This is a genomic window from Leeuwenhoekiella blandensis MED217 (genome assembly GCF_000152985.1).
GTDB lineage: Bacteria > Bacteroidota > Bacteroidia > Flavobacteriales > Flavobacteriaceae > Leeuwenhoekiella > Leeuwenhoekiella blandensis.
The window spans coordinates 3,980,333-4,001,271 of sequence record NZ_CH672395.1 but is presented as its reverse complement, the minus strand read 5'-3'; the positions used below and the strand labels follow the sequence as shown (position 1 = coordinate 4,001,271).

22 protein-coding genes are annotated in these 20,939 nt (G+C 38.6%); 10 read left to right on the top strand and 12 right to left on the bottom strand.

Annotated features, from left to right (window positions below; all coding sequences use genetic code 11):
- Positions 1-59: 59 nt before the first annotated feature.
- Positions 60-419, top strand: a complete 360-nt coding sequence (locus MED217_RS17260) for a toxin-antitoxin system YwqK family antitoxin (RefSeq protein WP_009781851.1) — start codon at positions 60-62, stop codon at positions 417-419.
- A 64-nt stretch (positions 420-483) separates the two neighbouring features.
- Here the strand turns inward: MED217_RS17260 and MED217_RS17255 are convergent.
- Positions 484-1,721, bottom strand: a protein-coding gene (locus tag MED217_RS17255) for an IS3 family transposase (protein ID WP_230199236.1) whose coding sequence is annotated in 2 segments (ribosomal slippage) — positions 484-1,379 and positions 1,379-1,721 — 1,239 coding nt in all. Because the reading frame shifts where the segments join, the coding sequence is not laid out codon by codon here.
- 221 nt (positions 1,722-1,942) lie between these two features.
- Here MED217_RS17255 and MED217_RS17245 point away from each other — a divergent pair.
- Entirely contained in the window at positions 1,943-2,572 is a 630-nt protein-coding gene (locus tag MED217_RS17245; RefSeq protein ID WP_009781850.1) for a hypothetical protein, read from the top strand.
- Positions 2,573-2,727: 155 nt separating this feature from the next.
- Positions 2,728-3,264 (top strand): YcxB family protein, encoded by a 537-nt coding sequence (locus MED217_RS17240; RefSeq protein ID WP_009781849.1) that lies wholly within the window; start codon positions 2,728-2,730, stop codon positions 3,262-3,264.
- Positions 3,265-3,400: 136 nt separating this feature from the next.
- Here the strand turns inward: MED217_RS17240 and MED217_RS17235 are convergent, their stop codons facing one another.
- The 3 genes from MED217_RS17235 to MED217_RS17225 form a co-directional block, all read right to left on the bottom strand.
- Positions 3,401-4,864: a SusD/RagB family nutrient-binding outer membrane lipoprotein gene (locus tag MED217_RS17235; RefSeq protein WP_009781848.1), complete on the bottom strand. Its 1,464-nt coding sequence runs from the start codon at positions 4,862-4,864 to the stop codon at positions 3,401-3,403.
- A 12-nt stretch (positions 4,865-4,876) separates the two neighbouring features.
- Complete coding sequence (locus MED217_RS17230) at positions 4,877-7,969, bottom strand: SusC/RagA family TonB-linked outer membrane protein (RefSeq protein WP_050759339.1); 3,093 nt, start codon at positions 7,967-7,969, stop codon at positions 4,877-4,879.
- Between the two features lie 307 nt (positions 7,970-8,276).
- Positions 8,277-8,558, bottom strand: a complete 282-nt coding sequence (locus MED217_RS17225; RefSeq protein WP_009781846.1) for a TIGR03643 family protein — start codon at positions 8,556-8,558, stop codon at positions 8,277-8,279.
- Between the two features lie 200 nt (positions 8,559-8,758).
- On the opposite strand from MED217_RS17225, the gene MED217_RS17220 reads away from it, so the two are divergent.
- The 4 genes from MED217_RS17220 to MED217_RS17205 all read left to right on the top strand — a co-directional run bounded on the left by MED217_RS17220 (position 8,759) and on the right by MED217_RS17205 (position 11,223).
- Positions 8,759-9,349, top strand: coding sequence for a hypothetical protein (locus tag MED217_RS17220; RefSeq protein ID WP_009781845.1), 591 nt, complete (start codon positions 8,759-8,761; stop codon positions 9,347-9,349).
- A gap of 233 nt (positions 9,350-9,582) precedes the next feature.
- Positions 9,583-10,029, top strand: coding sequence for a hypothetical protein (locus tag MED217_RS17215; protein WP_009781844.1), 447 nt, complete (start codon positions 9,583-9,585; stop codon positions 10,027-10,029).
- An 82-nt stretch (positions 10,030-10,111) separates the two neighbouring features.
- A complete protein-coding gene (locus MED217_RS17210; RefSeq protein ID WP_009781843.1) occupies positions 10,112-10,711 on the top strand; it encodes a hypothetical protein in 600 nt (199 codons plus the stop codon).
- A gap of 11 nt (positions 10,712-10,722) precedes the next feature.
- Complete coding sequence (locus tag MED217_RS17205) at positions 10,723-11,223, top strand: nuclear transport factor 2 family protein (protein WP_009781842.1); 501 nt, start codon at positions 10,723-10,725, stop codon at positions 11,221-11,223.
- 1 nt (position 11,224) lies between these two features.
- On the opposite strand, the gene MED217_RS17200 is transcribed toward MED217_RS17205, so the two are convergent.
- Positions 11,225-11,866, bottom strand: coding sequence for a hypothetical protein (locus MED217_RS17200; RefSeq protein ID WP_009781841.1), 642 nt, complete (start codon positions 11,864-11,866; stop codon positions 11,225-11,227).
- A gap of 151 nt (positions 11,867-12,017) precedes the next feature.
- Here MED217_RS17200 and MED217_RS17195 point away from each other — a divergent pair, with 151 nt between their 5' ends.
- Entirely contained in the window at positions 12,018-13,343 is a 1,326-nt protein-coding gene (locus MED217_RS17195; RefSeq protein WP_009781840.1) for an aspartate kinase, read from the top strand.
- An 85-nt stretch (positions 13,344-13,428) separates the two neighbouring features.
- Here the strand turns inward: MED217_RS17195 and MED217_RS17190 are convergent, their stop codons facing one another.
- Complete coding sequence (locus MED217_RS17190) at positions 13,429-14,232, bottom strand: SDR family oxidoreductase (protein ID WP_009781839.1); 804 nt, start codon at positions 14,230-14,232, stop codon at positions 13,429-13,431.
- Positions 14,233-14,253: 21 nt separating this feature from the next.
- Positions 14,254-16,560, bottom strand: a complete 2,307-nt coding sequence (locus MED217_RS17185; RefSeq protein WP_009781838.1) for a M20/M25/M40 family metallo-hydrolase — start codon at positions 16,558-16,560, stop codon at positions 14,254-14,256.
- Between the two features lie 138 nt (positions 16,561-16,698).
- On the opposite strand from MED217_RS17185, the gene MED217_RS17180 reads away from it, so the two are divergent.
- A complete protein-coding gene (locus MED217_RS17180) occupies positions 16,699-17,160 on the top strand; it encodes a CBS domain-containing protein (protein WP_009781837.1) in 462 nt (153 codons plus the stop codon).
- Here MED217_RS17180 and MED217_RS17175 read toward each other — a convergent pair whose 3' ends face one another.
- Genes MED217_RS17175 through MED217_RS17165 form a run of 3 tightly spaced genes read right to left on the bottom strand, consistent with a single transcriptional unit; the run spans position 17,161 to position 19,530 of the window.
- Positions 17,161-17,508: a hypothetical protein gene (locus MED217_RS17175; RefSeq protein ID WP_009781836.1), complete on the bottom strand. Its 348-nt coding sequence runs from the start codon at positions 17,506-17,508 to the stop codon at positions 17,161-17,163.
- A gap of 45 nt (positions 17,509-17,553) precedes the next feature.
- Positions 17,554-18,081: a YfiT family bacillithiol transferase gene (locus MED217_RS17170; RefSeq protein WP_009781835.1), complete on the bottom strand. Its 528-nt coding sequence runs from the start codon at positions 18,079-18,081 to the stop codon at positions 17,554-17,556.
- Between the two features lie 57 nt (positions 18,082-18,138).
- Entirely contained in the window at positions 18,139-19,530 is a 1,392-nt protein-coding gene (locus MED217_RS17165) for an aminotransferase class V-fold PLP-dependent enzyme (protein ID WP_009781834.1), read from the bottom strand.
- Positions 19,531-19,850: 320 nt separating this feature from the next.
- Here MED217_RS17165 and MED217_RS17160 point away from each other — a divergent pair, with 320 nt between their 5' ends.
- A complete protein-coding gene (locus tag MED217_RS17160; protein ID WP_009781833.1) occupies positions 19,851-20,183 on the top strand; it encodes a single-stranded DNA-binding protein in 333 nt (110 codons plus the stop codon).
- A 68-nt stretch (positions 20,184-20,251) separates the two neighbouring features.
- Here MED217_RS17160 and MED217_RS19385 read toward each other — a convergent pair whose 3' ends face one another.
- Complete coding sequence (locus tag MED217_RS19385) at positions 20,252-20,470, bottom strand: hypothetical protein (RefSeq protein WP_230199285.1); 219 nt, start codon at positions 20,468-20,470, stop codon at positions 20,252-20,254.
- Positions 20,471-20,621: 151 nt separating this feature from the next.
- A complete protein-coding gene (locus MED217_RS17155) occupies positions 20,622-20,891 on the bottom strand; it encodes a CD225/dispanin family protein (RefSeq protein ID WP_009781831.1) in 270 nt (89 codons plus the stop codon).
- Between the last annotated feature and the right edge of the window lie 48 nt (positions 20,892-20,939).

Genomic DNA, 20,939 nt, shown 5'->3' with positions numbered 1-20,939 from the left:
TTTATGTTTAATATTTTAATATATTTGTAAAGTAAAGTTTAACCCAAATACTGTTTATTATGAAAAAGTTACTTATTACCGTTGTCTTTTTGGGTGCTGTAAGTTTTGCAACAGCACAAGAGAAAAAGAATGTTTATGTAAAAGAAGGTAATTTAATTAAAGCAACTTTGTTTCACGATAATGGGCAGGTTAGTCAAAAGGGTTACTACACCGAAGATGGAAAACTTCAAGGCGAGTGGATCAGCTACGACAAGAATGGTATTAAAACCGCAGTAGCGAATTATGAAAAAGGAGAGAAAACCGGTAAGTGGTTTTTCTGGAATGACGACACCTTGAAAGAAGTAGACTATAGCCAGTCTCAAATTACCAGTGTTAATACGTGGAAAATTGAGGGCGAGCGTGTAGTGAGCAATGAGTAAACCTTCCGGTTTGTAAAAACAAAGTACTGAGTCGTCCTAAAATAGGTTGACAGTTTTTAAAAGTTTAAATCAATCCGGTGAAGCTAGCTTCACCGGATTTTTTGTTGTGTATAAAATTAGGTGTTTTGTAGTTAAGGCTTAGATGTGGTCTTTCATTGTTATATGTTTTTATTGACTGCTGAATCAACAGTCTGAGTTCTTTACCTGTATTGCATTTGTTTATGAAGAACTCTTCCTTCAATATCCCGTTAATTCGTTCTGCTAACGCATTTTGATAGCAGTCATACCCATCTGTCATTGATGGTAATGCATTTGATCGCTTCAATTGAGTTTGATATAACGAGGAGCAATATTGCAAGCCTCTGTCAGAATGGTGTATTACCTCGCTTGATGTGGTTCTACTTTTATTAGCCATTTTCATTGCTTTAACTACATTTTCTGCACTCATATCATCACTTAGGTGGTAGCCCATTATTTTTCTGCTAAAAGCGTCTGTCACCAAGGAAAGATAGTGAGTTCTTTCTCTACTCTTGATGTAAGTAATATCGCTTACAAAGTATTGCTCTGGTCTTACGGGGGTAACATCTTTCATCAGGTTGGGGTGTTTTTTTAGCCAATGCCTAGAATCTGTTGTTCTTGTGTAATTCTTTTTTTGTTTTATAAGCATTGATTCTGACCTGAGATAGTCAAATAGGGCATCTCTGCCTATTTTAACTCCCATCTTTTGAAACTCAACCTTGAGTAAATAATACAGTTTACGAGTGCCTAGCCTTGGCATTTGCCGGCGGACCCTTAAAATCAGCGGTTTGATTAAAGCAAGTTCATCAGCTCTTATCTGTTCTCGCTTTTCTGATTGATAGACAGCCTGTCTGCTTATCCCAAACAATCTGCAACAACGTGACAGGCTTAGTCGGTGTTCTTGCCGGATTCGTTGGATTGATTGGGCAAATGCTTTTTTCGAATAGAAGTTCCGTATTGCTGATCTGAGATGTCGATCATCGTGTTGAGAATCTTATTTTTAAGCTTCTCATCTGATAGCTCTTTTTCAAGCCTCTTGATCTTTTGAGCAGGTGTTTCTTTCATTGTGTTACAGGTAAGTCTTGTCTTTGGTTTACTCCAGTCTAAGTTACCGTGTTTGCGTAACCAAACCAAAACAGTACTCCTTCCTTGAATACCATATGCTTTTTGGGCTTGCTTATAAGTCATTTCGCCCTTTTCTACCTGAGATACAACCGCCAATTTAAAGCCTAAATTGTAATCACGCTGAGTGCGTTTCTTCTCAGCTCCTTCTGAGTCTTTCATAAATAAGTCGAATTTGTGTCAACTTATTTCAGGACGGGACATACTTTTAACGAGATAAGCCTGCTGATATTCAGCAGGCTTTTTTGTGCTTTAAATTATCAGAAGATGCTGTATTTGAGCGTCCAATCATTTAGAGCGTCTATTATGGATTTAAATGCTTTTCTGTAAATTGGTATTCCAGTTAATAGAAGCTGTGTGTCATTTAACCAAACCTTTAACTAATGAATGATGATTTTAGAATGTTTGCTAGAATTGGACATTTTCACAATAATACTCTTTTGGAAATATCCATAGACTCATTTTTAAAATTTGAGGCACTAAATAAAGAAAACGAGCTATTAAAAAGTAAAGGGAAATTTGAAAACAATGGATTCACAATTTACAATGAAAATGAAAAAATTGACATTCTAGAATATTCTCTTATAAAAGAATCAATAAAAGTTGTTGTTTTTCTTGGTGCATTTTTAGAATCATATTTTTTTGAATTATCTGCTATTGCACTTGGTCAACAATACACAGAAAAACATATTGAAAAACTTGATTTAGCAAGTAAAATAATTCTTATTCCAAGATTAATAACTGGAAAAGAAGTTGATAAAAGTTTACATTTTTGGGGAGAAATAAAAAATTTAATAAAATGGAGAAATAAAATTATTCATAATAAAACTAAAAATTCATCGGAATTTTTCAAAAATATAAACCCTGAAAAATATGACCCAAAACCATTGTATAAAGAATTTGATATGTTAAAATTTTTAAACTCAATAAAAATTTTATTTAAGGAGCTTGATAGAATTGACCCAGAAGGATTTCATTCATCAAGAATAAATTCAAATATGAAAAAATTATGATACAAACAGAAATAAAACGACACATAACACCGTATAACAACAATTGCGGCTTTGTGTCCTGCGGACACAACCGCGCAAGCATAAAAGTCTGTAATTTTTACGATCTTAATTTCTAACCAATCGGCAACTGATTGTTATACAAGACCGTTAACAAAATGAACATAAACTATCAACTTACAAATTTGGATTTCTTAGAGCATCAACTCTATACATCTTCAAAATCTGAATTACATAAAAAAAGGCGATTTCGTTCTCGAATAATTATTCCGATACTTTATTTGGTACTCGGATTTTTTTTCGCAAATCAGAGCGGAAAATTAGGAATTGGAATTGGGTTCGCTGTATTTGGAATTTTATGGTTCCTATTCTATCCGTTATATTCTAAATGGAGATATAAGAACCATTTTAGAAAGCATGTTGAAGAAAATTATAAAAATCGAATAAACAAACTTGTTGAAATTGACTTTGATGAAAATTCTTTGAATGCCAAAGATTTCACATCCGAAAGCAGAATAAAAGGAACTGAACTAAAAGAACTGATAGAAACTAAAGACCATTTCTTTATTAAGTTACAAACTGACTTGTCTCTGATTGTCCCAAAACACGCAATTGAAAATCATTCTGAATTTAAAAAGCGAATAACTGAATTAGGAGCGGAATACGTTGATGACCTGAATTGGAAATGGAAATGAAAGTACTATTGGCAACACTGGCTGTAATTCAATGTTTCTGACTTTTCAAACAACAAAACCATAAAAAGGCTAACAACAAAAAAAGGGAATGCAATTTTACTTGCATTCCCTTGACCAAAACAAAATAACTAGATAATTACTGGTTAGTTATAGGGTGTGGTGCGTCCCACCATAAGTTTGTGTCTAAATTATCTGGACCTTGTGCGCTTACCGCAGCATCGTAGTTGGCTTCATTAGATTGAGACCAGTCTAGATCATACCCTTGACGTACGGGGATCCCGTCACCGTTTAAAGGTTCTGCCGGAGGCGTAAGTTGTGGGTAACCCAATCTTCTAAATTCTGCCCAGGCTTCATAACCTTGTAGAAAAAGTGCTTTCCATTTTTCTTCAGCAATTTGTTGCATTGCAACTTCAGCATCAGTGCTTAAAGGCACACTTTCGATATAAGTAGCTGCGTCTGCAGCTCCCCATTGGTCAAATGAGGCTTCAATAGCCTGCTCATAATACTCACTTGCTGAACCACTGATCCAACCAAGTTCTACAGCTTCGGCATAAGAGAACAATACTTGTGCATAGGTGTAAATTGCTCCCGGCGCTGCCTGATTGTAAATAATGTCACTTGTGATGAATGAAACATCACTTGCAGCATAACTAGAAGTTGTTAACCCATAAGGCATTCCCACATATTCTGGGGTGCCGGCATTTACAGACGATCGTGTATATTCTGCATACACATCAATTCTAGGATCATTATCTTCAAGTAATCTATTGATCAAAGGAGCACTTACTGCATAATCTTCACGAGTTTCAAAGCGATCTTCCCAAGGGTTGTCGTAAGATTGATCTGCGATAAAGGGATAAAGTAAGTTTTCATCTACAGAAGTTATCGCTCCACTCATCGCTTCATTAAAGCGCGTTGCAGCAACACCATTTGGTTCTGGATAAACGTTAGATAAACGTAGCGCCATTACCAGTTTTAAGGTGTTTCCAAATTGTGCCCAACGCGTCATATCACCGTCAAACATCTGGTCTCCTGTAGGCCCTGTTTCGTTCTCATTGATCAAAACAAGGGCATCATCAATCTCTTCAAAAAGCGAAAGATAAATTGCTTCCTGAGAGTCAAAAGCCGGAGTAGTATTCTCTAAACCTAATAAGGCTTCAGAATATGGAATCATCCCCCAGCGGTCTGTAGCAAACTGAAAAAAGTATGCTTTTAAAAGTTTAGCTACAGCGATTTGATTGTCGTTAAAACCATAGGCAGCTTGTGCAAGTGCTGTCTCTTCATTAGTATTAACGTCAATGATGGTTTGCAGGTTAATAAGTGGTGAATAGTACAAATAGTCTATGTCCCAGTTACGCGTACCGTATCTTGAAGCTTCGGTATAGGTAATTGCAGAAAGGTATTGTACATAATGGTTACCAATATCTGCAGTTACCGCAGAACCCACTTGAGCTTCTGCGTAGGTTAACAATCCACTGCTTATCACTTGTGTCGTTGCATCGGGATCTACGTTAGTATCTCCAAAATCAACCGTATCACAAGCGCTGAATTCTAGCAACAGGGTTGCCAAAAGTGTTATTTTTAGTATGCTTTTCTTCATAATTTTAATTTTTTAGAAACTTAATTTTATGTCCATACCTATGGTTCTTTGACTAGGACTTTGTCCTGCTTCAACCCATCTCGCATTGCCGCTTGAGTAATAATCTTCAACTTCAGAAGGATCGATACCGTCTACATCAGAGTAGATTAACCAAAGGTTGTTTGCATAAACGCTTAGTTTAAGACTTTCAAAAGGAAGCTTTTCCATCAAAGGTTTTGGGAAGTTATATCCAAGAGAAATCTGTCTTAGTTTGATGTATGATGCATCGTATAACCATTCTTCTACTACACCATAAAGGTTGTTGAAATACGTACGTGGTTGTACATAATAAGCTACTTCTTGACCTGTAGCAGCATCAGCACCGCTTACGCGAATACCACCAGAAGAAGGCAATGCATTGTTGACATTTGTTGAAGTAACAGTGTTACCATCGCCATTTACAACAAGGTCTCTAATTGGGTTACCCAAGTCGTTGGTCCCAACAGTTTGCGCTCCGTTACCTGAGCTGGCATTAAACATTTTTGTAACCGAGTAGAAATTTCCTCCTTTTTGAAAATCCATAGAGAAATTCAAATTGAAATTTTTATAGGTAAGCATATTGTTAAGTCCACCTGTGAAATCTGGCTGAATGTTGGCGATTTTCTCAATGCTATTGGTGTATTGTGGCGTACCATTCTCGTCAAGAAGAATATTACCCGCATCATCTCGCTGCCATTTATAACCATAGATGTCACCCCAATCTTCACCTTCAACAGCATATAAGTAACCATTCCAAACACTTGCCAATAAGGTACGGTCTGTTAGATCATTGATTTTTTCAACTTTCTTGCGGTATCTGGCAATGTTGAAAGCAACATCCCATCTAAAGTCGTCATTAGCAAAAGGAGTTCCTGTGATACCTAATTCCCAACCATTAGTCTTGTTAATAGACTCATTACCTGTGGTTGCGGTATATCCTGAAGCTCCGTTAATGGTTAATGCAGAAGGAAGCTCACTGTCTGTTCTATGGAAATACGTGAAGTCTACACCCAGTCTACTTCCAAAGAATTTAAGCTCTGTACCAAATTCTGTTTCTTCTCTAATCCCTCCTTTAAGCTGAAGGTTTGCAAGCGTGTTAGGCGTAGAAATACTCAACCTGTCTTGATATGAGTTTTGAATAGAATAGGTGTTGTTAAGCGCATAGTTTCCTGGGAAAGAAGGAGCCTGTGCGATACCTGCTCTTAATTTACCAAAACTCAATACGTCGCTGTCAATAAATTTTGAGAATATAAAACTTCCAGATAAACCATACGTGTCAACGCTGTTATCGTTTAAATCTGCAGTTGAGCTCCATTCTTTTCTATAAGAACCATCAAGATATAAGAAGTTCTCATAGCCCACAGAACCTGTTGCAAACATGGAGTAATTCTTCACACGTACGTGATCTCTGTTGTAGTTGATGTTTCCTACAGAAGTTCTTATGCTGTAATAATCAGGTATTTGTAAACCTCCTGTAGTACCGGCATTGATATACGAGTAGTTTCTTTGGTTCCATTGAGCACCTACATTGGCCACTACGTCAAAAGCACCAAAGGTATTCTCATAATTAACCTGAGTGTATAGTTCGTTAAACTCATTTGTAGAAGTTTCTTCAGAATAGCCAGGCTGACTCAAACCGTACCAAGCTGTTCTGCTGTTGTACTCATACGTAGTAAACGTACGGCGTATGTCTAATAAACCGCTTAAATGCTCGTCATACTCATATTCTAAACCAATGCTACCGTAAACAGCATTTTTGGTTTGTTCATTTCCGTTTTCGTATCTCTCAAAATAGGGAGAGTTCCAGTAAAGTGGCTCAGGATCTGAAGCAGATTTCATATTCCAAGAATAGATCTGACCGTTTTGGCTGTAATTCTGTAAACGATCCATGTCTAACTGGCGTTGCCACCATTGGTTAAAGTTAGAACCTAAACCACCGTATCCTTGACCGGGAAAGTTTTCGGTAAGTCTGTATTGATAGTTGAAATTACCATTGAACTTCAATTTATCGGTAACATTATAAGAACCTTTAAACGAAACTGTAGTTTGCTCTCTATTGGTATTAGGAACAATTAGCGCCGTTTTAATATTGTTAATAGTGGTTTTAATGTTATAATCTTCACCACCTTTTAAAAGAGAGAATGTCAAGTTGTTGGTAGTGGCAGTCTCATAGAAATCTCTAATGTTATCAGGGTTTGGAGACCAAGGTCTTAATTCTCCAAAAGTGTCTGAATTAGGAATAAAACTGTCCCAATGTCTAACAAGTGTTCCGTCTAGTGCAGGTCCCCAAGATTCATCGGCAGAGAAGTTAGGGTGTAGTTGCCCTTCGTAGGTTAGGAAGTTTTGATCGTATCCACCACCATATTCGTTTTGATATTCAGGAAGTAAATACAAAGACGACATAGAAACTGCTTCATCAATGGTGATACGTGCTTCACCGCTTTTAGCAGATTTGGTTGTGATGATTATCGCACCGTTTCTGGCTTCTGTACCATAAAGCGCGGTTCCTGCGACCCCTTTCAATACCGAAATGTCAGCAACATCTTCCATATTGATGTCTGATGAAGAGTAAATTTTTACTCCGTCAACAACGTATAGTACTCCGGTTTCACCACGTAAACGTATAAGTGCATTGTCAAAACTAGAACTGGGAGCGCCTATAAGTTGAACCCCAGCAATTTTACCGGCTAAAGCGCTGTTAATATCAGTGTCTTTTGCCTGTACTACCGCTTCACCTTCAACAGATTGTTGTGAGTATCCTAAACTTTTCTTTTCACGCTTGATCCCCATCGCGGTAACCACGACTTCGTCAAGGCTTTCTCCTGAAGTAAGATTAACAATATAGGTAGACTCTTCGGTTATGGTGATCTCTTCATTATTGAACCCCATAAAGCTTACAACGATGACATCTCCGGTTGAAGCTTCTAATGAAAATTTACCGTCGAAATCGGTTGAAGTTCCCGTTGAAGTTCCCTTGATAACCACAGAAGCTCCTGGAAGCGGAGTGCCCGTATCGTCAAAAACGGTTCCTGAAATGGTGTTGGTTTGTGCAATTGCTAACTGTACAACTAATGCAAAAAATAGCATTAGAAGACCTTTAATTTTGATCCTCATGTTAGTGATTTAGTTAATAGAATTTTCGAAAGCAAAACGTTTTAGCGTTTTACCACGTTCAACGCAAAAATTGAACGCTTTCGAAAGTAGGGGTACTAAATCACCTCTGTTATGCAAATGTTAACCTATTGTTATACGATAGTGTTTATTAAAGGCGGTTTTTAAGAAGATATTTTACGATATCGTTATCATAAAATTCTTTTTGCTGAATATTTGCTCTTAAAAAGTGACAATATCCTTAAGAATTAATAGCGTTTTAAGGGCTGTGCTGAAGTTTGCTTTACCTTTTGCTTATTTTGTTGTGGGTAATGTGTTTTTGTCTACTGCTTTTAAAGCTGCCTTTTTCAAAAGATCGCTTAGCTGCGTGCTTGGTAGCACGTCCTTGTACACGGGCACGCCACATTCTAAAACTAGAAGGTTTCATTTCTCTACGCATCAATTCAATAACTTCTTGTTCTTTCAAACCAAATTGAAATTCAATAGCATCAAAAGTGGTACGGTCTTCCCAAGCCATCTCGATGATACGGTCTAGTTCTCTATCAGTTAAATTCTCGGTGCTCATTTTCTTTTTAATTTAAAAGATAAGCATTTTCAACAAGTGGGCTAGAGTTTCAAATAATATTAACGTTCTGCTGATGGAGTTTAACAAAACAAGCAATTGTAGTTAAAATAGGATGAGAAGTTTAAGTAAAATTTATCGCAGCCTATTAAAAACCGATGGGATTGACTGCTAAATTTGAATGATCAAAAAGATATAACCTTATGAAAACGATAAATTTAGTAATTGGTGCTGCTTTGCTGGCAACTTTTGCAAACTGTAAAAATGAAGAATCAAAAGAAGCTCAGGTAGAAGAGCAACAAAAAGTGAAAACGGTAGATAGTACCGCTGCTGAAAAGGCCAGATATGCTGATGCTGCTCTAACTCCTGCTAAACCGGTTATGCCAGAAAACTACGAGATCGATTGGGAAGGTGTAGAGGCCGATGAAGAGCTAAAAATGGATTTTGACAATTGGGTAGCATATAGAACCTTTTCCGAATCGCTGAGTAAATTAGAATTAAAAGAAGTTCCAGAAGAAGAGATCACAGATTATATTACGCAACTCGAAGAAGAAAGCACTTCTTTAGAAAATACAATCCCTGAACGTTTATTAACCGAAGAAGTTATGGAGGATATCAAAGATATTAGAGAAGAAGTTGCAGATCTAAGACGGGTAACTGAGCAACCCGGAGTTGATGAGTCTAAAATAGGAAATCAAGTTGAAGAACTTGTAGAAGCCTATCAAGATCTCAATGAAGAATTGAAAGAAACGATGACAAAGAAGGGTTCAACCTTATTAGATGATAATCAATAAAAATAATTAACGATAATTCTTCCGACTTAAGCACTAAAAGCGACCAATTTCAGGTCGCTTTTCTTTTTAGAATAGAATTCAACAATTCGTAATATTCCTAGTTTAAACAAGTTAAACGTTAAGGATTTTAATAAGAAAACCGGATTGCGATTATTTTTTAGCAATACTTTATAAGACCGCGTAAATATTCAGCTGATTGATTGTCATAACTTTGCAGAGTTAAACCCCAAGTGATGAAATTTTACCTACTTCAAATAATGGTTTGTTTACTGCTTTGCATTTCGTGTAAAGAGAAGACTCAAGATATGGCTTTGCGCAATTATACTATTGAAGCAGATGTTGAAGCATTGGAGCCACAGGTAAGAGAAGTGGTAAAAGATTGGGACGGCTATTGGGCGTTGAAGCAGAATATCGCTATGATCGAAAATACAAACGCGCTCAACGCTATTGAGTTTATGGATAAGCTTGCATCAAATTGCAATGCAATGATCTTACAAATTCCCGAAGCCGTAGAAACCCCGGCAATTAAAAGTAAGGTTGATAAGGTAGATTCAAGAATTAATGCTTTTTATACCGAAGTCAATAGGAATGAGCTTCGTGAACGTGTGGTTCAAAATCATATAGAGACGATCGTAAAAGCTTTTGATACCTTAAATAAAGAACTCAATCGCACATTATAAGAATTGAAAAAGAAGAATAATTAGATAAAGCTCCGCACAACGGAGCTTTTTTTGTGCGTACCTTTGTGTACATTTGGATCTTATGAAGCGTTTTCTAGTACTATTTATAGTTTCGGTTTTAGGCTTATCGGCCTGTCAGGAAAAAAAGGTTAAGGCGGTAGACCCGCGTCTGGCAACAGATACCTTGAAAATACATTTTCAACCTACACGCAAAGCAGAAGTCACACTTACTCCCGTTGCTCAACAAGCTATTAAAGGCTGGGAGAACTTTCCTGAGCTTGAAGCTCAAATAAATGCTTTAGATACGGTAAACATTAGTTATTTACGTGCCAATGGTGAAGAATGGATCAGCAATATGTCTTTGGTACAAACTAAGGTAAGAGACAGTATTGCTAACAACGCAATGCATTCAAGGCTTACGGTACTTTTCAGTAAAGTGAATACCGTGATTCAGGAGGCTTCAAAAATTGAGGTGGATACCGCTGCGGTAAATAAAGAAGCTACAGAATTTTACAATGCCTTTCAGAATTTAAAACTTCAGATCAATTTAAAATTTCAGAAGTCTATAGATGAGTTGCTAGAAGAATATGAAATTGAAGCAGATTCACTTTCTGCCGTGCGGGATTCTACACAAACCCGTCGGGATAGTTTGCTGCGCGCAAATCGCGTTCCTGTTAATTAAAGAATAGAATAATGAAAAAATTGCTAATCGTTTTTTGCGTATTGAGCACGCTAAGCTTAGCGGCTCAAGATAGAGACAAGACAGAAATGGCGATCAATCAGCAGCTTGAAGCTTGGCACAAAGCTGCGGCAGATGCCAATTTTGATGCGTATTTTGAACTTATGACCGATGATGCGGTTTTTATTGGTACAGATGCAGATGAAAATTGGCAATTAGAAGCGTTTAAAGCCTATGCAAAACCTCATTTTGACCGTGGAAAAGCGTGGAGTTTCAGTACGCTTGAACGTACGATCTATCACCCCAAAAAGTCTAAAATAGCTTGGTTTGACGAATTGCTAGATACCCAAATGGGTATTTGTCGCAGTTCTGGAGTCTTACGCCTAGACGGTAAAACCTGGAAAATTCAACACTACGTGCTTTCGATCACAGTGCCTAACGAAAACGTAGAAGCACTTTTGCAAATCAAGAATGTTCACGATGAGCAGCTTATCAAAACCCTAAGAGCAAATTAGCTTAATTCTTTATTTCGTTGACCAGAGCAAAAGCCTGATTTACATATTCCTTTTCAAGAAAAAGTGTGAAATAATTTGAAGTCGAAATGGCTTCAAAAATAGGAATCCCTTCATACGCGAGCAGCTTAAAGATGTAGAAGTAAAGTCCAACAGTTTTAGAGTTATTTGCAGGAAGCGCGATAGAAAGCGAAGAAAGATCGTGCTTGACCATCACACAGGTTTCCTCTTTAAAACAGCGTTCTACAAGATTGGTAAGATCATTAGAGACCAAAATATTACTCTCGTGAAATGTACTGGAGTAGGTTAAATATGCTTTAGGAATCGTCTTGGTTTCTTCTAAAAGCTTAGACTGACTCTCTAAAATCGTATTGGAGTTGAGAAATGTAAAGTCGGTAATCCCACTACGTACTACAATATCGCCCAGATCGCGCATCAAACGATCGTCTACACGTTTCTGTGGGTAATAGCGGCGTAAAGCCATTACGATAGAGCCCACATTTACCTGTTTGCCTAATTCTTTCTCAATGCGGGGTTTAAAATCTTCAGCAAGGGCACTGTAATTAATGATCTTGCGCATCAAGGCATCTTCGGTATAGGGTTGATGCTTTATAAGTTGTTCTACGACAGAGGTTATTGTTTTCAATGTTATATATTTAACAATTTGTACAAATTTATATAAAATTGTTGAATTTTTTTCTGAGGTGTTTTTTTCGACTTAACTATGCACCAATAAGCTGCTAAACACGAGCAGGTTATTATTTAAAGTTACCCCTAACGGATATAATTTGACGAAGATGAATGTTTTAAAATTTGGAGGAACTTCTGTAGGAAGCGCTCAAAACATTAGAAAGGTAGTAGAAATACTTTCGGTTACCGAAAAGCCAAAAATTGTGGTGTTATCTGCAATGTCTGGTGTTACCAATTTATTAGTAAGCCTAAATCAGGCAAGTATAGATAAAGATTTAGCACAAATCACCAATGTGCTAGAGCAGCTTCAGGCCAAACACTTTGAAGCCATCGAGGATCTGTTTACCGCAGAAAATCAACCAGAAACAAAAGCTCAAATTGAGACGTTTGTAGCTGCTTTACAAGAAATTGCAACCGGCGGTCGTACGTTGACCACTTATGCAGAACTTGTTACTTATGGCGAGACCATGCTTACCTGGATGTTTTCAAGATTTTTAGATCAGGAAAATGTAAGCAATGTGTTGCTTAACGCAAGTACGTTTATGAATGTAGGTTCTGTTGAGAATCCCAACATTGAAGCAGTTGCTGAAGCTTTAGCGCCGCAATTAGCAGAAAACCCTTCTGACCTTTACATCACTCAAGGTTTTGTTTGTCGCGATGAGCGCGGAGCCTTGGCAACCTTAAAGCGTGGAGGAAGTGATTTTAGCGCAACCATTATCGCGGCTGCTGTAGATGCCGCAGGCGTTCAAATCTGGACAGATATTGACGGATTGCATAATAACGATCCGCGTTATGTGCAGGAAACACAGCCAATTGAGCATTTGACCTATAATGAGGCGGCAGAGCTTGCTTATTTTGGAGCAAAAATTTTGCACCCACAAACGGTAGCGCCGGTTATAGATCGTGACATTCCGGTATGGTTAAAAAATACATTTGAGCCATCGGCAGCGGGAACCAAAATCTCTAACGAGTATCACAACCGCGGTTTGAAAGCGATCTCGGCAAAAGATGGTATTACCGCTATAAAAATAAAATCAAACCGAATGCTTGGGGCACACGGTTTCTTGAGAACTATTTTTGAGGTTTTTGATCGTCACGAGACTTCTATAGATATGATCACCACTTCTGAGGTAGCCATCTCATTAACTATAGATGACACGCGTAATTTAAAAGCGATCATCACAGAGCTTTCTGTTATTGCTGAAGTTACTGTAGAAGAAGATCACAGCATTATTTGTATCGTAGGAGAGAACCTTATTGCAGATCACGAGTCGTACAAAGCCTTCGGTATTTTAAATTCTATTCCGGTGCGTATGATCGCTTACGGAGGTAGTAACAATAACATTTCGCTTCTTGTTCCAACTCGCGAAAAAATTAACACATTACAATATTTAAACGCGCAATTGTTCCAACTAGAGGGAGCAATAGCTTAGACTTTTGTTAGTTAGTGTTAGCCTTCTTCTGACCAACCAGAAGGAAACATGGAAAACCCGGTGTGTGCTTGCCGGGTTTTTTTAGTTATAAACTTTTCTGAAACGTGTAGCCCAATACAGGTTTTAAAGTAACCGAATCTACTTTTTTATAGGTTTCATCAGTTTCTTCGGTATCATATTGTGGCGGTTCTAGTCCTAATGCCAGCGCTTGTTGAGTATAATACTCTGATTTTTTGGGATGTTCAGGATGCACCGCATTTATGATATGCCCAAAGGTATTTTTATAGATCACTCCTAGAATGATCCCCATACAATCCTGTCTGTGAATCAAATTTACCGGCGCCTTTCCGTTAGATAAACCGGTGCGACCGGCAAGGTATTTTACAGGATTTCGGCTTCCGCCAAAGAGTCCGCCAAATCGGATCACGGTAGTTTCTAATGCAGGAGATTTAAAGAAAATCTGCTCGACTTCTAATAATTGTTTGCCTTTGTTGTCTTGAGGCTGCGGAATATCTTTTTCGGTAACAGCGCCTTGAGCGTCATCATAAACGCCAGTGCTGCTTATTAAAATCACTTTTTTAACCGAAGCTTTTTCGGTAGCATCCAGCAATTGTGCCATACGCAAGGCGTGGTTATGGCCGGTATTGCGCCGTAATCCCGGCGGAATTAAGATGATTAGAATTTCAGCATCAGCGAGAAAGGATTGTATTTCTCCGCGTATTTCATCTTCGGCAATTTCTACTTGATAAACCTCTAAGCCGTGGTTACGCAACTCAGCCTGTTTATTCTTTGAAGTGACCGAGCCTTTAACGTGATGTCCTAATTCTTGTAATTGTGCGGCCAGCGGTAAACCTAACCAACCTAATCCTGCGATTGCAATCGTGCTCATAGCTCAAATTTTTCCGAAGCTTTAAAACTGAATGTGCTGTTTGGTCACTAGCGCATCTGTATTTACAAAAGGCATCGGCATACTGTTCTTGGGGCGCGAAGGTAGGTCAAAGCTGCTGTTTTCTAAAAGATCGTAACTATAATCAAAAAGTGTAAAGCTTAGAGCAGCATCTTCAGCAATACTTAAATGAACTTCCAGAGGTTCGCGATCTGCCAGGCGATAACTTAATAAATAATCACTATTGCGGTTTTCTAGCGGATGCGTTTCTCCGCTTCGCGGAAGCACTTCCTGCCCGTTAAAACTGAGTCGGTTAAAAAGCGTGCCCTTAGGACACATCAAGATCATATCGCCTACGTTACGCTGCGGAAAGATCACAAAATCAAGACGACGCTCGCCGTTGATCACCGTATCTTTTTCGGTATAGACTTGTGACGGAGCGACAAAATTTTTAGGCGCTGCGGTGATAAAATTGTACTGACTACCGTATTTACCAGAAGGTGGATTGACCTCTAAAGGGGTATCATCAGTTGCATTTTCAACAAGGATCTCACGTAGCCAGGGATCGAGTTGGGTATTGTATGTCGCGTAAAAGGCCTGTTCTTGTTCTACATCATAAACATAGTTAAGACTCGTAGGAAAAGGACGTTTTTCGGTAAAATCGGCTTTGCCATAGGCGGCAATAAAGGCACCGATACTTACTAAAGCAAAGAGGCCGGCTAGTTTACCGTTAATCTTATAAGACCCAATTACCGGAAGCAACAGGCCAAAAAGCAACACCGTCAAGAGGGTTGCTCCAGCCAGCATTTTTAAACCAAGCCCAACCGGAAATTCTTTGATGTATTGCGTGATAATAAAAAGAGCCGGAGCGCAAAGCAGTGTTAGAATAAAGAATTGCGGTTTAGAATATTTTATAAGTAAATAAACTGAAAGCAGCCCAAAATAAACCGGAATAATATAAAACGAAGCCCCCGGAAGATAAAAGGCAACTCCGGTTGCAATCATTAACCAGAAAAATAGGGGTGCAAAACTAAGCGCCGCTGCACTATCAGGCCGATAAAATAATTTGTATATAAAAAATACGAGGGCGAGGGTAAGAGCAACAAAACCGGCAAGAAGTTCATAGCCGTTGTATGGGAAACCCTGTAAAATGTCGGCTTGTTTCGGGTCAAGAGTTAAAATTAGCTTCCAGCCTAAACTGATAACATAAGCAAGAACAAGCGAAATGAGCAATGGTAGAAACCCGCGGAAAACCTCAATAAATTTAAAAGACATTTTGCGCAAGCCATAAATAAGCACCACAAAAAACAGAATCCAGCCTAAAATAAGCATAGGAAAAATCCAGCTGAATGGATAATACAGCATTTTGATTATGGGCACGTTCAAGTAGATATAATCCTGGTCTGCCTTTAAATCGAGATCAGCGTTGCTGAAATGCTCCAGTAATGCAGTAAGGTAGCTGCCTTGATGCTCTAACGATTCAGGATCTAATCGAGAGGGAACATCATTTGCTGTATGATAGTCAAAATGATCACCGATGAAGGCGAAAAAGAAACCGTCAATATCTCCATTTTCGCGCAGTACGGTGCTGTCGGTATCGTTGGGTAGCAGTTTATAAATGCTATACATTAACGAATTTGCAAAGGGATGTGACGGATTAGCTTCAGCAAAGGCTTTGATCAATTCGCCATTACCGCCATTGGTTTCTACGATCATATTGCTAGATCCACCGCTTCCGCGCGCTTCAAAATTTAATGCCATATCAACCTCTTTTGCCCAGGGATGTTTATTTACAAAGACAGAGGCGCCGTTGAGCCCTAATTCTTCCGCATCGGTAAAAAGGATAATGATATCATTTTTTTGTTTTTCGCCTTTGGCTAAAAATGCGCGAATACCTTCTAAAATGGTAGCCACACCGCTTCCGGCATCACTGGCACCTTTTGAGGCAGAATGTGGTGCGCTGTCGTAATGCGACATGACCAGTAAGGTCTGACCTTCACCCGTACCGGGAATTCGGGTAATGATATTTTCGGCTCTGCTCAGCGCGCCCCAACCTGCTTTATAGGCAAAATCGCTTTGAAGTTCTATTTCAAGGCCGTAGTCTTCTAGCTTGGCAACTATAAAGTCTTGTACTTCTTGATGCGCCGGCATTCCTACCGCATGAGGCTTTTGAGCGATCGAATCTAAAAGTTGAAAGGCTCGGGCTGTAGAAAATTCGGTTTCTGGAGTATCAAGATCAGAAACCTGTTGCGGTTTGTGAGTATAGAAGCTAAAGTAAACAAGCCCTAAAAGCATTAAAAAGGAAAGGACGGCAGCGTAGGTTGTTTTCATAGGTGCGGTATAGTTAAGCTAAAGGTAGTGGGAAACTTGGTTTTGTACAAGGCGACTTAAAGATGAATATTACTTAATGCAAACGTTTTCGTTTATTCAAATAATTTTTCTAATTTAAAGAGTCTAAAATATAAGCGTATGGGAATCAAGAGTTTTATGGGTAAACGATCAAAAGTCGTTGCCGAAGAAGTCAATATCAAAGTGTCTGATTATATGACGACCAAACTGATCACGTTTACCCCAGATCAATCGGTTATGGATGTGATGCAAAAGCTGATCAAGCATCGTATTTCCGGAGCGCCGGTGGTTAATGAGAACTACGAATTGCTTGGCGTGATCTCAGAGGGAGATTGTATCAAGCATATTTCAGACAGTAGATATCACAATTTACCAATGGATAATGCTACTGTAGGCCAAAATATGGCAATCGACGTGGAAACCATTGACGGGAATATGAATGTTTTTGATGCAGCCCGATTTTTTATTGAGCGTAAACACAGACGTTTCCCCATTGTCGAAAACGGAAAATTGGTAGGACAGATCAGTCAGATGGATGTGATTAAAGCCGCCTTGAAACTTCGAGGAAATACCTGGAAGTAATCAGTTGCGTTTTACCAAAGCATAATAATCACCTTCCAATGGCAAATAGCCCTGATCGTAAACAAAGTAATAAACGGTACCGGCTTTTGTAGTGTAAATACTCGTGAACAGGTTAAAATCGAAGCCTAATGAAGCGAGCTTGTCGCGCGTGGTTTTGGTTTTATCTTCGGGATTGAGTGTTTCTAAAATGCGATAATTTTTACGCAGATGATTGTTAGTATTGCGTATTAGGTTTTTAGTGTCGCTGTTGAGTTTGTTGTTAGCGGCATTGCGGCAGGCATCGCTACAGTATTTTTTATCTGCTCTGCCTATAATTTTATCTCCACACTCCGGACAAGTTTTTTGCATATGCTCTAATTAACTAAACCAAAACTTTTCTAAGATACTGAATTTCTAGTTTTTAAGCGCTATCGCTATATGTGCTAAATGATGCTCACAGTGCCAGGCATACATCCCAATGGTTTCCCCAAGACTGAAGCGTTTGCCGTGTTCCGGATGTATGTATTCTCGATTGAGATCTTCAGAATGTAAAGATTGAAGGAGCGTTGTCCAGCGTGCGTGCAAGCCTTCAATTAATTTTAATGAGGAGGAGATGGCAGCAGATCGCGTATCGGGCAATTCGGCCCATTGATCTTCAAAATAAGGTTTGATCTTAGGCGCTTCTTCAGTAAGTGCCAACTTAAACCGAATAAATGCATTCATATGGCTGTCGGCACAATGATGTACTAGCTGCCTGATTGTCCAGCCATCAGGCCTGTAAGTTTTAGTCAACGTTTCTTCAGTAAGAGTTTCGGTTAATGCTGCTATCTTTTGTGGGAATTCAGCAATTGTAGCGATCCAAGCCGTCAGATGTTCTGCAGTGATGGCTTCCGGTTTCAGGAAAAGCCCTACAGGATATTTTAAAGGATCTATTTCAGACATAAGCACACAAGTATTCGTTGCCTGAATTTAGCACTTTTAAGAATGCGTTCAGTCAAATTAATTGCTGAGTTTCTTTACAAAATTGATGAAGTAATCCAGATCAGCTTTGGTAGTAGCTAAGCCCACCGAAATTCGCGTAGCTCCGCGCATTTTTTGTAATGCATTGATGATCTCACGATAACCACCTTGAAGATTCGAGGTGAAAAAATCGCTTAATTCCTCTGGAGTGAGGTCGTTATTGATCTCGTCGATACCCGGATTGCAAAAACATCCTGAACGTAAAGAAATCTTGCAAGCATTGGCTTTTTGTTCTATTTCTTCAAAGGGAATGGTGCGACCTTGAGCATCAAAAAAGTTCATTATAAGTGTTCCGCCGGTTTGCTCTCGGGTTGCAGGTCCATAAATTTTAAGCTGTGGCAAACCATTAGGGTGTTTAAGTGTTTTTAGTTGGTCAAAAAGGTATTGCGTAAGGGCATTGATACGCGCGTGAATGCGCTCAATGCCAATGCGCTCAATATGATCTAAACCAATTTTTAAGGCCGGGATATCAAGGTAATTGAGTGTTCCGTTTTCAAAACGTTCGTGATTGCGAGCCAGAAAGTGATGCGGCGATTTAACGCTGGCCAGTGTTACAGTACCGCCTGCAAACCAAGGCTTACACAGCCTATTGAATTTTGATTTCTTGACTAAAAGACAACCTAAGCCGGTAGGATAACCAAAAATTTTATAAAACGAAATGGACACAAAATCTGGCTGTATTTGTTGTAGATCTAAGGGCGAACTCGGGACATAAGCCGCAGCGTCTAGCAATACATCCCATCCTTTATCTTGAGCATACTTAACCCAATTTAAGTCGTGTTGTACTCCTGAAACATTAGATTGAGCCGGGTAAGCAAAGAGCCGTTTTACACCTTTGTCAGGAGTATCAAGTACTTCTGCCAATACTTGAGAATCTACTCTTAAATCTTCAAGTTGCATTGGGATATATCGGTGTGTGCCGCCTTTGGTTTTGCAGTATTCTCGAATTCCATTTACTGAGTTGTGATTATCTGCAAACAACGCATATTCAGAATCTTTTTCAAAAGGATAGCACTCGCCTACGATCTTTAGCGCTCCAGAAGCATTTGGAGTAATAACACAGTAGTAATTATCAAAAGCATTAAAATATGCTAAGATCCGCTGTCTTGCCTCTTCTACCAGATGGGTAGCGTGCATAGAGGTAGGATTTGTAGAATGTGGATTGCCAAAAGTATGCTGCTTCAACATCGTGTGATGCGCATCGATTTGACTGGAAGCATAAAGATTACCACCTGTATAATCCAGATAAATATGTTGTTGCTCGTCAAGACGGCTGTATTCTTGTTTGCGTAATTCATTAAAAAAATCATCATCAATCAAAGCGTTTTTTTGAAATGGAGTCGTTCTGGATTTGAATAATGTAGCAAACATGATGTTTTGTTAGTTGGTTTATATACTGAAATGATTTTGGCTGTTCAAAGCACAAAACCTCTGGTTTAGAGCTGTTGCAATTTCTTGTGAATAGCGGAGAAGGTCAATAGGGTATTTCCCCTTTTCGCAGGGGAAATAGGTCGAAATTACTAGTAAGGTATTGATTCTTAATTTTTAGAAAACAACGGCTTTAAAAGTTTACAAACGCTTACAAACATTTATAAACGAAAGTAACTACTTCTTAACCGAATATAATTTGGTGCTCATTTCATCTTTGCAGTGTAATTAATCATTAACTGTTTAACCAAAAATTTAAAATTATGAGTACGCTAAGAAACAAAGTACAGTTGATCGGAAACCTAGGAAATGATCCTGAAATCGTGAATCTTGATTCGGGTAAGAAACTGGCAAAATTCAGTATTGCAACCAATGAAACCTATAAAAACAATAAAGGCGAGCGCGTGACCGATACCCAATGGCATAATGTGGTTGCCTGGGGAAAAACGGCTGAGGTTATAGAAAACTATGTAACCAAAGGAAAAGAAGTTGCTATTGAAGGAAAACTTACCTCGCGCAGCTATGAGACCAAACAAGGCGAAAAACGCTATTTAACCGAAATTGTCTGCAACGAATTGTTGATGCTGGGGAAGTAGGTTTGCTTATCAGACTAAAGTAAAAAATGCAGTGGCTTTTTCTATAAAGAATGAAGCCACTGCATTTTTTATATCAAATTCCGAATGATCCAAAAGGAGATCACAATGGCTAAGATGATCTTTATAGCAGTAAGCCCGAAAAAGGTTTTTCTATGTCGAGCTAATTTTTGTGGTAAAGGTTTACGATAATCCAGATACATACCAAAACCCATATACGGGATGGCAATCAGCAATAATGCATTTTCTCTAAAAGCAGCACTTAAGCTCCCATTTAATACATGATGCAAAGCCCTTTGAGAACCACACCCCGGACATAGTAATCCGGTTAAAGCGTGAAATGGACACTTAGGAAAAAAGCTTACTTCAAGAGGATTATACGTTTTATAGAGATAAAGTAAAGCGACTACTAAAAGTGCTAATCCGCTAAACAGAATCTTTTTAGAACTGACTGCTTGCAACACCAATAAGCACTAAGATAAAATATAAAAAGCCCAATCCAAGTGCTACTACTGCACTTACAATAGTCCATTTTTTAGCTTCTCTCGAAGCGCGATTGGCGCCTTCAATATCACCAGCATAAAAGCGGGATTCAACTTTTGCGGCATTTACGATTCCTGCGATTCCAAAAGGTAAGCAGCATAAAACAGTTGCTAAAATAGATTCAACGAGCCAGGTTTTGGGTGGTTGTGGGTTGCTTAAATTTTCCAAAGTAAATAGTGATTAGATGAGTTCTAAAAATAGACAAATTAGTTAAGA

What these genes read in the sequence shown, in the direction of transcription:
- MED217_RS17215 (WP_009781844.1), top strand. Translation starts at nt 9,583, where the DNA reads ATGAAATTTTACCTACTTCAAATAATGGTTTGTTTACTGCTTTGCATT.
- MED217_RS17175 (WP_009781836.1), bottom strand. Translation starts at nt 17,508, where the DNA reads ATGCAAAAAACTTGTCCGGAGTGTGGAGATAAAATTATAGGCAGAGCA.
- MED217_RS17165 (WP_009781834.1), bottom strand. Translation starts at nt 19,530, where the DNA reads ATGTTTGCTACATTATTCAAATCCAGAACGACTCCATTTCAAAAAAAC.
- MED217_RS17230 (WP_050759339.1), bottom strand. Translation starts at nt 7,969, where the DNA reads ATGCTATTTTTTGCATTAGTTGTACAGTTAGCAATTGCACAAACCAAC.
- MED217_RS17160 (WP_009781833.1), top strand. Translation starts at nt 19,851, where the DNA reads ATGAGTACGCTAAGAAACAAAGTACAGTTGATCGGAAACCTAGGAAAT.
- MED217_RS17205 (WP_009781842.1), top strand. Translation starts at nt 10,723, where the DNA reads ATGAAAAAATTGCTAATCGTTTTTTGCGTATTGAGCACGCTAAGCTTA.
- MED217_RS17195 (WP_009781840.1), top strand. Translation starts at nt 12,018, where the DNA reads ATGAATGTTTTAAAATTTGGAGGAACTTCTGTAGGAAGCGCTCAAAAC.
- MED217_RS17240 (WP_009781849.1), top strand. Translation starts at nt 2,728, where the DNA reads ATGAACATAAACTATCAACTTACAAATTTGGATTTCTTAGAGCATCAA.
- MED217_RS17210 (WP_009781843.1), top strand. Translation starts at nt 10,112, where the DNA reads ATGAAGCGTTTTCTAGTACTATTTATAGTTTCGGTTTTAGGCTTATCG.
- MED217_RS17220 (WP_009781845.1), top strand. Translation starts at nt 8,759, where the DNA reads ATGAAAACGATAAATTTAGTAATTGGTGCTGCTTTGCTGGCAACTTTT.
- MED217_RS17180 (WP_009781837.1), top strand. Translation starts at nt 16,699, where the DNA reads ATGGGAATCAAGAGTTTTATGGGTAAACGATCAAAAGTCGTTGCCGAA.
- MED217_RS17235 (WP_009781848.1), bottom strand. Translation starts at nt 4,864, where the DNA reads ATGAAGAAAAGCATACTAAAAATAACACTTTTGGCAACCCTGTTGCTA.
- MED217_RS17225 (WP_009781846.1), bottom strand. Translation starts at nt 8,558, where the DNA reads ATGAGCACCGAGAATTTAACTGATAGAGAACTAGACCGTATCATCGAG.
- MED217_RS17170 (WP_009781835.1), bottom strand. Translation starts at nt 18,081, where the DNA reads ATGTCTGAAATAGATCCTTTAAAATATCCTGTAGGGCTTTTCCTGAAA.
- MED217_RS17190 (WP_009781839.1), bottom strand. Translation starts at nt 14,232, where the DNA reads ATGAGCACGATTGCAATCGCAGGATTAGGTTGGTTAGGTTTACCGCTG.
- MED217_RS17185 (WP_009781838.1), bottom strand. Translation starts at nt 16,560, where the DNA reads ATGAAAACAACCTACGCTGCCGTCCTTTCCTTTTTAATGCTTTTAGGG.
- MED217_RS17260 (WP_009781851.1), top strand. Translation starts at nt 60, where the DNA reads ATGAAAAAGTTACTTATTACCGTTGTCTTTTTGGGTGCTGTAAGTTTT.
- MED217_RS17245 (WP_009781850.1), top strand. Translation starts at nt 1,943, where the DNA reads ATGAATGATGATTTTAGAATGTTTGCTAGAATTGGACATTTTCACAAT.